The sequence below is a fragment of the Pilimelia columellifera subsp. columellifera genome (assembly GCF_039532605.1).
GTDB classification, from domain to species: domain Bacteria; phylum Actinomycetota; class Actinomycetes; order Mycobacteriales; family Micromonosporaceae; genus Pilimelia; species Pilimelia columellifera.
Genome location: NZ_BAAARY010000005.1, coordinates 348,346 through 360,437, shown reverse-complemented (window position 1 = coordinate 360,437; position 12,092 = coordinate 348,346). Strand labels below are relative to the sequence as shown.

Below are 12,092 nucleotides of genomic sequence, written 5' to 3'. Positions count from 1 at the left end.
GACACGCCCTGACGGACGCGCCCGGCCTCTCGTGACTAGCGCACGATCAACGCTTGGAGTACTGCGGCGCCTTACGGGCCTTCTTGAGGCCGTACTTCTTACTTTCCTTGACCCGGGAGTCACGGGTGAGGAAGCCAGCCTTCTTCAGGCCGGGACGGTCGTCGACGTCGTTCTCGATGAGCGCCCGGGCGATGCCCAGCCGAAGCGCGCCCGCCTGGCCGGTGATGCCGCCGCCACGCAGATTGGCGATGACGTCGAAGGTCTCGGTCTTCTCGGAGGTGACGAACGGCTCACGGATGAGCTGCTGGTGCACCTTGCTCGGGAAGTACGCCTCCAGGTCACGGCCGTTGCAGGTGATCTTGCCACTACCCGGGACGAGCCGGACGCGGACGATCGCCTCCTTGCGGCGGCCAACGGTCTGGATCGGGCGGTCGCCGCGCGGGAGCCGCGGGGCGACCACCGCGGCGGCGACCGGAGCCTCGGTGGCGACCGGGGTCGGCACGGAAATGTCGTCGGTCATGCTGCTTCCTTCGCCTGCGCTGGTCGTGTCGATCGTCACTGCGCGACCTGCTTGATCTCGAACGGCACCGGCTGCTGCGCGGTGTGCGGGTGCTCGGCGCCCGGGTAGACCTTCAGCTTCGTAATGAGCTGACGGCCGAGCTTGTTGTGCGGCAGCATGCCCTTGACGGCCAGCTCGATCGCCCGCTCCGGACGCTTGTCCAGCAGCTCGCCGTACTTGACCTGCTTCAGACCGCCCGGGTGACCGGAGTGCCGGTAAGCGATCTTGGTTTCCCGCTTGTTGCCGGTCAGTGCGACCTTGCCCGCGTTGATCACGATGACGAAGTCGCCACCGTCCACGTGCGGCGCGAAGGTCGGCTTGTGCTTTCCGCGGAGCAGCGTCGCGGCATGGGTGGCGAGGCGGCCGAGCACGACGTCAGTCGCGTCGATGACGTGCCACTGCCGCTCGATCTCTCCCGGCTTCGGGCTGTACGTACGCACAGGTCTACCTTGTCTCGTAGTCGGGGACGGTCCGCCCTTGGTGCTGAGTCCTCAGCGCTGAGGAATCCTCTGCGTCGAGGGTGCTCCGCTGTCCGGCGCGTCAGCTCTGTCAGCGCGCCGGAGGCGAGCAGGACGAACACCGACGGGGCCTGCCGGCCACGAGGTTTGCCTGCTTACCACTTGCCTGCTTCGCACGACCGTTGAGCTCAGGCGGGACCCCATAAAGCCCAGCCGCGCACAACCGTGGAGCTTACCGCACGGGTACGGCCAGCACGGCCGCACACCAGCGGGCAACGATACCCGGCGCTTCCGGCGGGGGTCAAAGTGGGGCCGGCGTCCCGGGGGCGGACGCTGGCGCCGTCGCGGCAGGGGTTAGGCGGCGACGGCAGGGGTAAGCAGACCCCGACAAACCCGGTACCGGACAGGAGGAACCATGACAACCGTACGCGACGTGATGACCACTGATCCGATCTGCCTCACCCCGGAAGCCAGCCTCGCCGAAGCCGCCCAACGGATGCGCGACAGCGACATCGGCGATGTCCTCGTGGTCGAGGGGAACCAGCTGCGCGGAATCGTCACCGACCGTGACATCGCGGTCCGCGCGGTGGCGGCCGGACGCGACCCGAGCGCCACTAGCGTCAAGGAGATTGCCAGCGGCCAGGTGAAGACCATCTCGGCCGACGAGCCGGTGAGCAATGCCGTGAGCATGATGCGTAAGCACGCGGTCCGTCGACTGGCCGTGTGCGAGGGCGCCAAGCCGGTCGGCGTGGTCTCGATCGGCGACCTGGCCCAGGAGCAGGACCGGACCTCGGCCCTGGCCGACATCTCCGCCGCCCCGCCCAGCCACTGACCCACCAGCACCCCGCCGCCCACCCCAGCCAGCCCCGCCGCCCGAGCACCGAGCAGACCGGCAGAGCTGCATTGATCATGACTTGTGCGCGCGAATCCAGGTCGATTCACGCGCACAAGTCATGGTCAACAACGAACGAGGGTCAGTTGACTACGGGTAGGTAGACTTTGGCGCCGGCGTCCAGGAACTCTTCGGACTTGGCGGCCATGCCCTTGGCGGCGTACTCCTTCAGCTCCTGGCTGATCTTCATGGAGCAGAACTTCGGACCGCACATGGAGCAGAAGTGCGCCGTCTTCGCGGGCTCGGCGGGCAGGGTCTCGTCGTGGTAGGAGCGGGCCGTCTCGGGGTCCAGCGACAGGTTGAACTGGTCCTGCCAGCGGAACTCGAACCGGGCCTTGGAGAGCGCGTTGTCCCAGTCCTGCGCCGTCGGGTGGCCCTTGGCCAGGTCGGCGGCGTGGGCGGCGATCTTGTAGGCGATGACGCCGTCCTTGACGTCCTGTCGGTTCGGCAGGCCTAGGTGCTCCTTGGGCGTGACGTAACAGAGCATCGCCGTGCCGTACCAGCCGATCATCGCGGCGCCGATGGCCGAGGTGATGTGGTCGTAGGCGGGCGCGATGTCGGTGGTCAGCGGGCCGAGCGTGTAGAACGGGGCGCCGGAGCACTTCTCCCGCTGAAGGTCCATGTTCTCCTTGATCTTGTGCATGGGCACGTGGCCGGGGCCCTCGACCATGACCTGCACGTCGTACTCCCACGCGATGTGGGTCAGCTCGCCCAGGGTCTCCAGCTCGCCGAACTGGGCGGCGTCGTTGGCGTCGGCGATCGAGCCGGGGCGCAGGCCGTCGCCGAGCGAGAAGGCGATGTCGTACTCGGCGAAAATCTCGCACAGCTCACGGAAGTGGGTGTAGAGGAAGTTCTCCTTGTGGTACGCCAGGCACCACGCCGCCATGATCGAACCGCCGCGGGAGACGATGCCGGTGACCCGGTCAGCGGCCAGCGGCACGTACCGCAACAGCACGCCGGCGTGCACCGTCATATAGTCGACGCCCTGCTCCGCCTGCTCGATGATGGTGTCCTTGTAGACCTCCCAGCTCAGCTTGGCCGGGTCGCCGTCGACCTTCTCCAGCGCCTGGTACAGCGGCACGGTCCCGATCGGCACGGCGCTGTTCCGCATGATCGACTCACGGGTGGCGTGGATGTGCTTGCCCGTGGACAGGTCCATCACCGTGTCCGCGCCCCACTTGGTTGCCCAGGTGAGCTTCTCGACCTCCTCGGCGATCGAGGACGAGACGGCGGACGTCCCGATGTTCGCGTTGATCTTGACAAGGAACCTCTCGCCGATGAGCATCGGCTCGGTCTCCGGGTGGTTGATGTTGTTCGGCAGGATCGCCCGACCGGCGGCGATCTCCGCCCGGACCACCTCCGGCGCCAGCCCCTCCCGGATCGCCGCGAACTCCATCTCCGGCGTCACCACGCCCTGACGGGCGTAGTAGAGCTGGGTGGGCCGCTTGCCGCCCTTGGCGCGCCGGACCGTCTGACCCTGCGTGGCCGTGCCCCGGGCCGGCGCGAACTCGGTGTCGCCCCGCTCGTCGATCCAGTGGGCGCGGAGCTGCGGCAGCCCCACCTCCGGGTCGCCGCCCGGGCCCGACGTGTCGTACAGCCGCACCGCCGGGTCGTCGTTGCTCAGATCCACCTCCGCGAACGGCACCTGGATATCCGGCCGCGAGCCCTCAACGTAAGCCTTGCGTCGCATTAACCCTCCCCTGATCCCCACCCGAGCTGATCGAGTGGACCGTGACCGGCGCCGAGCTGCCACCCGCACGCGCCGGCCAGCGCACGGGCCACGAAAAGTCGGGCCGCCCCGACAGCCGTCGGGATGTCGTCACCGAGCGCCAGCCGGGCGGCCAATGCCGAAGCGAACGTGCAACCGGTGCCGTGGGTGTTCCGGGTAGCAACCCGCTGACCTGCGAACGCACGGCCACCCACGCCGGTTGTCCACAGGTTGTCCACAGGCGCTCCGACGGCGTCGCCACCGGTGACCACCACCGCGGCCGGGCCCAGCGCGGCCAGCTCGCGGGCCGCCGCGGAGGCCTCTGCCGAAGTTCGCACCGGACGGCCGAGCAGGGCGCCCGCCTCGGCCCGGTTCGGGGTGAGGACCCGCGCGTACGGCAGCAACCGGGTCACCGACTCCGCGCTGCCCAGCCGGGCCCCCGACGACGACACCAGCACCGGGTCGAGGACGAACGGCGGCAGCACCCCGGCCGCCGCCCGGTGCGCCAACACCCGGCCGATCTCCCCGCTCGCCAGCATTCCGATCTTGACGACGGCGACGGGCAGGTCGGCGAGCACCGCGTCGAGCTGCGCGGTGACCACATCGGCCGTCATCGCCCGCACCAGCCGCACCCCGACCGTGTTCTGCGCCGTGACCGCGGTGATGACGCTGGCCCCGTGCAGGCCGTGGGCGGCGAAGGTGCGCAGATCGGCCTGGACGCCGGCCCCGCCGCAGGAATCTGAGCCGGCGATCGTCAACGCGACCAGCGGTGTGCCGTCCCCGCCACGGCCTCCGGCGCGGTCGGGCCGCGCCTGGTCCGGCGGCGGGTCGGCGGGGTCGGTCACCGGCCTACCGCCGGTCCGGCGAGCGCCGCCGCGAGACCGGAGCCCGCTAGGCGGGCGCGGGCGCCGGTCAGCTCCGCGACATCGCCGAGCCGGCCGTCCGGGACGACAGCGCGCGCGGCCGTGAGCATTTCCGCCACCACGGCCCCCGGGTCGTCCGCACGCATGATCGCCCCCATCACCGCGACGGCGACCGCGCCAGCGGACAGACACTCGGTGACCTGCGCCGGCGCGCTGATCCCACCGAGCGCCACCACCGGCACGGGCGCGATCCGGACCAACGCCGCCAGCCCGGCCACGCCCACGGGCGGGCCGTAGCCGGGCTTGGATTCGGTGGCGTACACCGGCGACACGAACGCGTAATCGACCGCCGGCGGACCCGGCCAGTCGGAGGCCAACGCGGCAAGGTCGACGGCGTCGTGACAGGACCGCCCGACCAGTGACAGCCCCACCGGCGCCGTCTCCGCGGCCGACAGGTGAACCGCGTCGCCGCCCAGCGGGTCCGCGCCGGCGACCACCAGCCGCGCCTGGCCGGGCGGAATCACCGCGCGCAGGCGCTCGACGAGCTTGACTCGCTCGCCCCGCGGCAGATCCCGCTCACGCAGCAGCACCGTCCCCGCGCCGGCCGCGACCGCCGCGCAGACGACCTCGACCAGCGGACGGACCGCCTGGCGACGGTCAGTCAGCACCCAGAGGCTCACAGGTCCGGCCGCCCTTCGTCCGGAGTGGACGCCAATGCGTGGAAACGCCGCGGAATCCGCCCCGCCCCCGCGGCCAGGCGCCCGGCGGTCACCGCGTGCCGCATCGCGTGCGCCATCGCGGTCGGGTCCTGGGCCCGGGTGACGGCGGTGGCGAGCAGGACCGCGTCACAGCCCAACTCCATGGCGAGCGCGGCGTCGCTGGCGGTGCCGATCCCGGCGTCGAGGATCACCGGCACGTCGACGACCTGCCGGATCAGCCGGATGTGGTGCGGGTTGGTGATGCCCAGCCCGGAGCCGATCGGGGCGCCGGCAGGCATGACGGCGGCGCAGCCCAGATCGGCCAGGCGGCGGGCCAGCACCGGGTCGTCGGTGGTGTACGGGAGGACGACGAAACCGTCGTCGACGAGCTGCTCGGCGGCCCGGACCAGCTCCACCGCGTCCGGCAACAGGGTCCGGTCGTCACCGATGACCTCCAGCTTGACCCAGTTCGTCGCGAACGCCTCGCGGGCCAGATGGGCGACCTTGACCGCCTCGGCCGCGGTGTAGCAGCCGGCGGTGTTCGGCAGCACCCGCACGCCGCAGCGGTCGATGAGGTCGATGAGCCCGCCGGGCTGACCGGCGGCGGCGTCGACCCGACGTAGCGCCACGGTGACCATCGCGGTCGCTGACGCGGTGATCGCCGCTTCCAGCGCCGCCAGGCTGGACGCGCCGCCGGTGCCCAGGATGAGCCGCGACGACAGGGCCTCCCCCGCGATGACCAGCCGGTCTGTTAGCTCAACCACCTTGTGCCGCCGTGAGCACCTCGACCTCGTCGCCAGCCGACAGCACCGTCGCCGGCCAGGCGGATCTGGTCAACACCTCGCCGTTGACGGCGACGGCGATTCCCCGGCTGAGCCCGGCGACCAACAGCACCAGCTGCGCTACCGTCGTCTCATCCGGCACCCTTCTGGCGTTCCCGTTGACCAGCACATCAGGCATGGGCGTCCTCCTTCCGCTGGGTGAACCGTCCGGGCCGGTACGGCGCCCAGGCGGCGGCCGGCGGTCCGTCATCGATCATGGTGGCGACCGCGTCGGCGGTGGCGGGGGCGAGCAGGATCCCGTGCCGGTAGTGGCCGGTCGCCGCTAGGACCCGGGGCCCCGACGACGGCAGCCAGCCCAGGATCGGTCCGTTGTCCGGGGTGCCGGGCCGGTGCCCCACACCCACTTCGACCAGGGCGTACTCGCTCAGCTCGGGCAGCAGGTCGATAGCCGCGCGCAGCAGCTCGAAGGCGCCCCCGGCGGTGGGGACAGCGTCACCGCGCTCCTCGGCGGTCGCCCCCACGACGACCTCGCCGTCGGACCTCGGCGCCAGGTACACCCGGCGTCCGTCCACAAAGCCCCTGATCATGTGCCGGAAGCCTGGCGGCTGGCCGTCCGGGGCGCGTAGCCGCAGCACCTGGCCCTTCACCGGGCGCACCGGCAGACCGGTCAGCGCCGCGGACCCGCATCCGGCCGCCACGACGACGACGTCAGCGTCGATCGTGTACAGATCCACTACCAGCGCGTCGACCGACACCACGCCGGCCGACTCCGCCACCTGCCGGAGAGCGGCGACCAGCCGACGCGGGTCGACGCAATGGTCGGCGGCGGCGAACGCCCCGCCGCGCACCCGCGACGCCAGCAGCGGCGCCAGCTCCCGGACCGCCGGGCCACGCAACGCCTCGATTGGCAAACCCAGCTCGGCCTGGTAACGGATGAGACGGTGCGCCTCGGCCAGGTCGTCGGCGGTCAGCGCGGCCACCAGCGTCCCCTCGGCCCGGTAACCGATGTCGGCGACCGCGCCCAGCTCAGCGGCGAACGCCGGCCAGCCGGCCCCGGCGTGCAGCAGCAGCGCTGTCAGCTCCCGCTCGCCGAAGTATGCCTCGGCCACGGGCGCCAGCATGCCGGCGGCGACCGACCAGGCGCCAGTCGGCCCGGCCCGGCCCGGGTCGTACACGGTCACCGTGTGACCGCGCTGGGCGCACCGCCACGCTGAAGCGAGTCCGACCGGGCCGCCGCCGACCACCGCGACGCGGCTCACCGGGCGCCCGCCCCGCTGCCGTCGAAGGCCGAGGACAGGCACGAGACCAGCCGCGCCAACGCCTGCGCCGGGTCGGCGGCGGCGCTGACCGCGCCGACGACCGCGACCCCGTACGCGCCGGCGGCGAGCAGCCCGGGCGCCCGGTCCGCGGTGACCCCGCCGATCGCGACCACCGGCAGTCTGGTCGCGGCGGCCACCGCCGCCACGCCGGACGGACCGATGCTGTCCGGGAGGCCGTCCTTTGTGGTGGTCGGGTAGGCCGGGCCGACGCCCAGGTAGCTGGCGCCGGCCTCCAACGCGGCGAGCGCGCCATCCGGTCCTCTGGCGGTCGCGCCGATCACCGCGCCCGGGCCGAGCAACCGCCGGGCCACCTCGACCGGCAGATCGTCGGCGCCCAGGTGGACGCCGGCCGCCCCAACGGCGAGCGCCACATCCACCCGGTCGTTGACCAGGCAGACCGCCCCGGACGCGGCGCACAACTGCACGGCCGCCTGCGCCAACTCGTACGCCTGACGGTCCGTCCAGTCGTCCTCGACCCGGACCTGCACCATCAACGGGCCCAGCGGCGCCAACGCTGGAACCGTCAACGCGGCACGTAGAACCGCGAGCGGGTCCCGACCCGGTCTCGTGTCGGTGATGAGGTGCAGACGACCGACCGGCGGCATGGCATGGCTCCTCCCTGCGCCGGCATTACCCGGATCAGGTTCGGCGGTCGGAGGCTGACAGCCCCCCTCTCAGCCCGGTGCACCGGGCTCCCGCGGATGTGTCTGCGCCGGAGCCTACCGCCAGCCATCGAAGGTCACCAGGGCGGCGGCGCGGCGGCCTACACGTCCCAGACCGGCTCGGGGACCTCACGGACCTCGTTGTCGCCGCCGAAAAGGATGAACCGGTCGAAGGACCGGGTGAACCAACGATCGTGGGTGACCGCGATCACCGTCCCGTCGAACGCGGCCAGGCCGTCCTCCAACGCCTGCGCGCTGGCCAGGTCGAGGTTGTCGGTCGGCTCGTCGAGCAGCAGCAGCGTGGCGCCGGACAGCTCCAGCAGCAGCACCAGGAACCGGGCCTGCTGCCCGCCGGAAAGGGTGCCGAAGCGTTGGTCCCCCTGGGCGGCGAGGTCGTACCGGCTCAGCTTGCCCATGGCCGCCTGCCGGTCCATCCCGGAGCGGTGGTCATCGCCGCGCCACAGGATGTCCACCAGGGGGCGGTCCACCAGCTCCGGACGGTCGTGGGTCTGCGAGAAGTGCCCCGGCACCACCCGGGCGCCCAGGCGGACCACCCCTTCGTGGGCCACCTGCGCCAACGCCAGACCGTCCAGCGGAATCGTCCCCGGGTCCGGGTCGGTGCCGCCGCGCGCCAACAACCGCAGGAAGTGCGACTTGCCGGTGCCGTTCGCGCCGAGCACCGCCACCCGGTCCCCGTACCAGATCTCCAGATCGAACGGGAAGGTCAACCCCTCCAGCTCCAACCGCTCGGCGATCACCGCACGCTTGCCGGTGCGCCCGCCGGACAGCCGCATCCGGATGTCCTGCTCCTTCGGCGGCAACGGCGGCGGCCCGGCCTCCTCGAACTTGCGCAACCGGGTCTGCGCCGCCTGGTAGCGGGACGCCAGACCGTCGTTGTAGGCGGCCTTCTGCTTGTACATGAACATCAGCTCACGCAGCTTCGCCCGCTCCTCGTCCCAGCGACGGCGCCGTTCCTCAAGCTTGTCGTGCCGGGCCGACCGGGCCTCGTGCCAGGACGCGAAGCCGCCCGGATGGACCCAGGCGCTGCCGCCCTCGACCGCCACCACCCGGTCGGCGGTCTGGGCCAGCAACTCCCGGTCGTGCGAGACGTAGAGCACCGACTTCGTGGACTCGCCCAGCCGCCGCTCCAGCCAGCGCTTACCCGGGACGTCCAGGAAGTTGTCCGGCTCATCGAGCAACAGCACCTCGTCCGGACCGCGCAGGAGCAGGTCCAGGGCGAACCGCTTCTGTTGACCGCCCGAAAGAGTCCGGACCGGACGGGTCCGGCACTGCTCCCAGGGCAGGTTCAACACCGTGGTGGCCACCATGTCGAAGACGACCTCGGCGTCGTAGCCGCCGCTCTCCCCCCAGGCGCCGAGCGCGTCAGCGTAGGCGAGCTGTGCCTTCTGAGCCGCGCTGGAGTGCCGGCCGGCAGCCTCCGCCGCAGGCAACGCGGCCTCGGCCGCGACAAGCCTGACGCCGGCGGCCCGCACCGGCGGCGGCGCCAACGACAGCGCCAGATCAGCCAGGGTCGTCTCGTCGCCGATCATTCCGATGAACTGCCGCATGACGCCCAGGCCGCCCGCCCGGGCGATGCCGCCGGTCACCACCGGCAGGTCACCGGCGACCATCCGCAGCAACGTCGTCTTGCCGGCGCCGTTCGGACCCACCAGAGCGATCTTCGCGCCATCGGCGACCCGGAACGAGACATTGGCGAACAGCTGTCGACCATCCGGCAACGTGTGGGCCACCCCACTGACGTCCACGTACCCCATGACCGGCCCTCCATCGCGCTGCCTGACACTGGATCGTCGCCCATCGCCCCGTCCCTGTCAGACGGTTTTCCGGGACAGGCCCGTACGCCGGAGGCTAGTCAGCGGCGGTGACGCGCAGCACCCGGAAGCCCTTCTGGCTGGCCTGCCGCTCCGCTACGAATCCCCGGCCAGCCAACCATTCCTGCAACGAGTCCGCGCCCAGGTGCCGGGCGACGACCAGCCACGCCACGCCATCCGGGGTCAGCCTGGGCAGCCAGCGCAGTAACAGCTCGTGCAGCCCGTCCTTGCCGATCCTGATCGGCGGGTTGCTCCAGATCTGGCGGAAGGCGACATCGTCGGGCACGTCGTCGGGGGCGCACACCCGCAGACGGTCGGCCACGCCCAGCGTCGAGGCGTTCGCGGCGGTCAGCTCACGGGCCCGCGAGTTGACGTCCACCGCGTACACGGTCGCCGTGGCCGCCCGATCAGCGAGGACGCACGCGATCGGGCCGTAACCGCAACCGAGGTCGAGTAGCGGGCCGGGTTCGTCAGGCCCCGGCAACGGCGCCTTGCGCAGCAGCACGCCGGTGCCCTGGTCGAGCCGCCCGGCCGAGAACACCCCGCCCGCCACCGACAACCGGTAGTCCCGACCGCCGACCGCGAACTCGACGGGCCGACGCGTCCCGCCGGACGAGGGGGTCTCGCTGAAGTAGTGCTCACCGGTCACAGCTGCGGCTCCGTCGGGGACAGGACCCGCAACCGGCGGGTCTTCGTGGCCTGGCCGGCGAAGTCGGCCGGATCCGGGTAACCCACCGCGACGAGCGCCAGCCCGTGCGCCGGCGCGACCGTCACCTCGCTGGAACGGGAACGCATCGACAGCAGCTCGCCGACCCAGCGTGGGTCACGCCGGCCGTCCCCGGCGAAGAGCATCGCGCCCACGAGGCTGCGGACCATCGCCTGGCAGAAGGCGTCAGCCTGCACCGTCGCTACCAGGATTCCGTCGGAATCGCGCCGCCAGTCGAGCCGGGTGATCTCGCGGATGGTGGTGGCGTTCTCCTTGTGCCGGCAGAACGCCGCATAGTCGTGCTCGCCGACCAGCAGCGCCGCCCCCGCGTTGAGGCGGTCCAGCTCCAACGGCCGGGGCCAGGCCAGCGTGTCACGCCGCCGCAGCGGCATCGCGCCGAACGGGGCGTCGGTCACCCGGTACTCGTAGCGGCGGAAGGTGGCCGCGAACCGCGCGTCGAAGTCCGCCGGTGCGGCGCTGACGGCGGTGACCCGCAGGTCACCGGGAAGGACGCCGTTGAGGCGTCGCGACATGCGGTCGGGCAGCTCGGAGTGCGGCAGGTCGAGGTGGCAGACCTGGCCGGTGGCGTGGACGCCCGCGTCGGTCCGACCGGCCACCGTGAGGCCGGGCTCCAGGTCAACGCCGTAGAGGGTCCGTAACGCATCGCCGAGGACGCCGGCGACGGTCCGCCGGTCCGGCTGCACGGCCCAGCCGGAGAAGTCGGCGCCGTCGTAGGCCACATCCATTCGAACGCGCACAGCTCTCCGTTACCTTTCAGCGCGCTCTAGGGAGCACACGGTTGGTAGTCCTGCCTTGCGGTGGGACGGTCCTGGTCTGAGCGACTGGTGTCGTGCCGGGTTGACGCTTCACGGCCACCTGCCCGCGTATGCGGGTCCTCTGGTCGGCTCCACGTCCTGCCACCGGGCCACTCCCGACGGTGTCGTTGGCTGCGAGGGCGGCCAGGTTGAGTGAGGACGACCCAGCGCCGGCCCGAACGGCACCGAGGCGCCCTTCCTCGAAGGGCGCCTCGGTGTCCGGATCAGTCGTGCTTCACCGCGGTGACGGCGACAGCGCTACTTCTTGTCGTCGCCCTCGGCGGCCGCGGGGACCTGCGCGTCAACGGCGGGGGCTTCCTCCTCAGCGGCGGGCTCCTCCGTCGCCGTCGGCTCCTCGGCCGGCTTGGCGGCGGCCTTCTTCGCGGGCTTCGCGGCAGCTTTCTTCGCCGGCTTCGGAGCGGCCTCAACGAGCTCCTCGACCAGCTCGATGACGGCCATCGGGGCGTTGTCACCCTTACGCGGACCGGTCTTCACGATCCGGGTGTAACCACCGGGGCGGGTGGCGAACCGCGGCGCGATCTCGTCGAACAGCGAGAACACCACATCCTTGTCACGGACGACGGTGAACACCCGACGCCGCGCGTGCAGGTCGCCGCGCTTGGCCTTGGTGATGAGCTGCTCAGCCAGCGGACGCAGACGCTTGGCCTTCGTCTCGGTGGTGGTGATCCGCCCGTGCTTGAACAGCGCGGTGGCGAGGTTCGCCAGCATCAGCCGCTCGTGGGCGGGGCTGCCGCCGAGGCGGGGACCCTTGGTGGGCGTGGGCATTGGTACTCCTGT

The 12,092-nt window shown here is 71.7% G+C and carries 14 protein-coding genes and 1 riboswitch; of the genes, 1 reads left to right on the top strand and 13 read right to left on the bottom strand.

Translation table 11 applies throughout. The features are described from left to right. Nucleotides 1–46: 46 nt before the first annotated feature. Together rpsI and rplM are read right to left on the bottom strand one after the other, a co-directional pair. A complete protein-coding gene (gene rpsI, locus ABD287_RS08480) occupies nt 47–520 on the bottom strand; it encodes a 30S ribosomal protein S9 (protein WP_344170802.1) in 474 nt (157 codons plus the stop codon). 35 nt (nt 521–555) lie between these two features. Beyond that, nucleotides 556–999 (bottom strand): 50S ribosomal protein L13, encoded by a 444-nt coding sequence (gene rplM / locus ABD287_RS08475; protein ID WP_344170799.1) that lies wholly within the window; start codon nt 997–999, stop codon nt 556–558. Nucleotides 1,000–1,432: 433 nt separating this feature from the next. Here rplM and ABD287_RS08470 point away from each other — a divergent pair, with 433 nt between their 5' ends. Then, nucleotides 1,433–1,849: a CBS domain-containing protein gene (locus tag ABD287_RS08470; RefSeq protein ID WP_344170797.1), complete on the top strand. Its 417-nt coding sequence runs from the start codon at nt 1,433–1,435 to the stop codon at nt 1,847–1,849. 142 nt (nt 1,850–1,991) lie between these two features. On the opposite strand, the gene thiC is transcribed toward ABD287_RS08470, so the two are convergent. The 11 genes from thiC to rplQ all read right to left on the bottom strand — a co-directional run bounded on the left by thiC (nt 1,992) and on the right by rplQ (nt 12,080). Continuing rightward, on the bottom strand, nt 1,992–3,599 hold the full coding sequence (gene thiC, locus ABD287_RS08465; protein WP_344170795.1) for a phosphomethylpyrimidine synthase ThiC: 1,608 nt from the start codon (nt 3,597–3,599) through the stop codon (nt 1,992–1,994). Beyond that, entirely contained in the window at nt 3,599–4,384 is a 786-nt protein-coding gene (gene thiD, locus ABD287_RS08460; protein ID WP_344171026.1) for a bifunctional hydroxymethylpyrimidine kinase/phosphomethylpyrimidine kinase, read from the bottom strand. The genes thiC and thiD overlap by 1 nt, the downstream gene beginning before the upstream one ends. Nucleotides 4,385–4,458: 74 nt before the next feature. After that, nucleotides 4,459–5,160 carry a thiamine phosphate synthase gene (locus ABD287_RS08455; RefSeq protein WP_344170793.1) on the bottom strand — a complete coding sequence of 234 codons (702 nt, stop codon included), beginning with the start codon at nt 5,158–5,160 and terminating at the stop codon, nt 4,459–4,461. Further along, on the bottom strand, nt 5,157–5,921 hold the full coding sequence (locus ABD287_RS08450) for a thiazole synthase (RefSeq protein ID WP_344171023.1): 765 nt from the start codon (nt 5,919–5,921) through the stop codon (nt 5,157–5,159). Before ABD287_RS08450 ends, ABD287_RS08455 begins: the two co-directional genes overlap by 4 nt. Nucleotides 5,922–5,934: 13 nt before the next feature. Beyond that, on the bottom strand, nt 5,935–6,138 hold the full coding sequence (thiS, locus tag ABD287_RS08445) for a sulfur carrier protein ThiS (protein ID WP_344170791.1): 204 nt from the start codon (nt 6,136–6,138) through the stop codon (nt 5,935–5,937). After that, on the bottom strand, nt 6,131–7,219 hold the full coding sequence (gene thiO / locus ABD287_RS08440; protein ID WP_344170788.1) for a glycine oxidase ThiO: 1,089 nt from the start codon (nt 7,217–7,219) through the stop codon (nt 6,131–6,133). Before thiO ends, thiS begins: the two co-directional genes overlap by 8 nt. Next, the gene (thiE, locus tag ABD287_RS08435; protein ID WP_344170785.1) at nt 7,216–7,884 is read right to left on the bottom strand and encodes a thiamine phosphate synthase; all 669 of its coding nucleotides are present in this window, start codon (nt 7,882–7,884) and stop codon (nt 7,216–7,218) included. The genes thiO and thiE overlap by 4 nt, the downstream gene beginning before the upstream one ends. Beyond that, nucleotides 7,879–7,988, bottom strand: a riboswitch (TPP riboswitch). (Overlaps the previous gene by 6 nt.) Before the next feature lie 54 nt (nt 7,989–8,042). Further along, nucleotides 8,043–9,716, bottom strand: a complete 1,674-nt coding sequence (locus ABD287_RS08430; protein WP_344170782.1) for an ABC-F family ATP-binding cassette domain-containing protein — start codon at nt 9,714–9,716, stop codon at nt 8,043–8,045. Nucleotides 9,717–9,810: 94 nt separating this feature from the next. Then, on the bottom strand, nt 9,811–10,422 hold the full coding sequence (locus ABD287_RS08425; RefSeq protein ID WP_344170779.1) for a class I SAM-dependent methyltransferase: 612 nt from the start codon (nt 10,420–10,422) through the stop codon (nt 9,811–9,813). After that, entirely contained in the window at nt 10,419–11,225 is an 807-nt protein-coding gene (gene truA / locus ABD287_RS08420; RefSeq protein ID WP_344171020.1) for a tRNA pseudouridine(38-40) synthase TruA, read from the bottom strand. The genes ABD287_RS08425 and truA overlap by 4 nt, the downstream gene beginning before the upstream one ends. A 327-nt stretch (nt 11,226–11,552) precedes the next feature. Continuing rightward, nucleotides 11,553–12,080, bottom strand: coding sequence for a 50S ribosomal protein L17 (gene rplQ, locus ABD287_RS08415; RefSeq protein WP_344170776.1), 528 nt, complete (start codon nt 12,078–12,080; stop codon nt 11,553–11,555). Nucleotides 12,081–12,092 lie beyond the last annotated feature (12 nt).

What these genes read in the sequence shown, in the direction of transcription:
- rpsI (WP_344170802.1), bottom strand. Translation starts at nt 520, where the DNA reads ATGACCGACGACATTTCCGTGCCGACCCCGGTCGCCACCGAGGCTCCG.
- ABD287_RS08470 (WP_344170797.1), top strand. Translation starts at nt 1,433, where the DNA reads ATGACAACCGTACGCGACGTGATGACCACTGATCCGATCTGCCTCACC.
- thiC (WP_344170795.1), bottom strand. Translation starts at nt 3,599, where the DNA reads ATGCGACGCAAGGCTTACGTTGAGGGCTCGCGGCCGGATATCCAGGTG.
- thiS (WP_344170791.1), bottom strand. Translation starts at nt 6,138, where the DNA reads ATGCCTGATGTGCTGGTCAACGGGAACGCCAGAAGGGTGCCGGATGAG.
- thiE (WP_344170785.1), bottom strand. Translation starts at nt 7,884, where the DNA reads ATGCCGCCGGTCGGTCGTCTGCACCTCATCACCGACACGAGACCGGGT.
- ABD287_RS08430 (WP_344170782.1), bottom strand. Translation starts at nt 9,716, where the DNA reads ATGGGGTACGTGGACGTCAGTGGGGTGGCCCACACGTTGCCGGATGGT.
- truA (WP_344171020.1), bottom strand. Translation starts at nt 11,225, where the DNA reads ATGGATGTGGCCTACGACGGCGCCGACTTCTCCGGCTGGGCCGTGCAG.
- rplQ (WP_344170776.1), bottom strand. Translation starts at nt 12,080, where the DNA reads ATGCCCACGCCCACCAAGGGTCCCCGCCTCGGCGGCAGCCCCGCCCAC.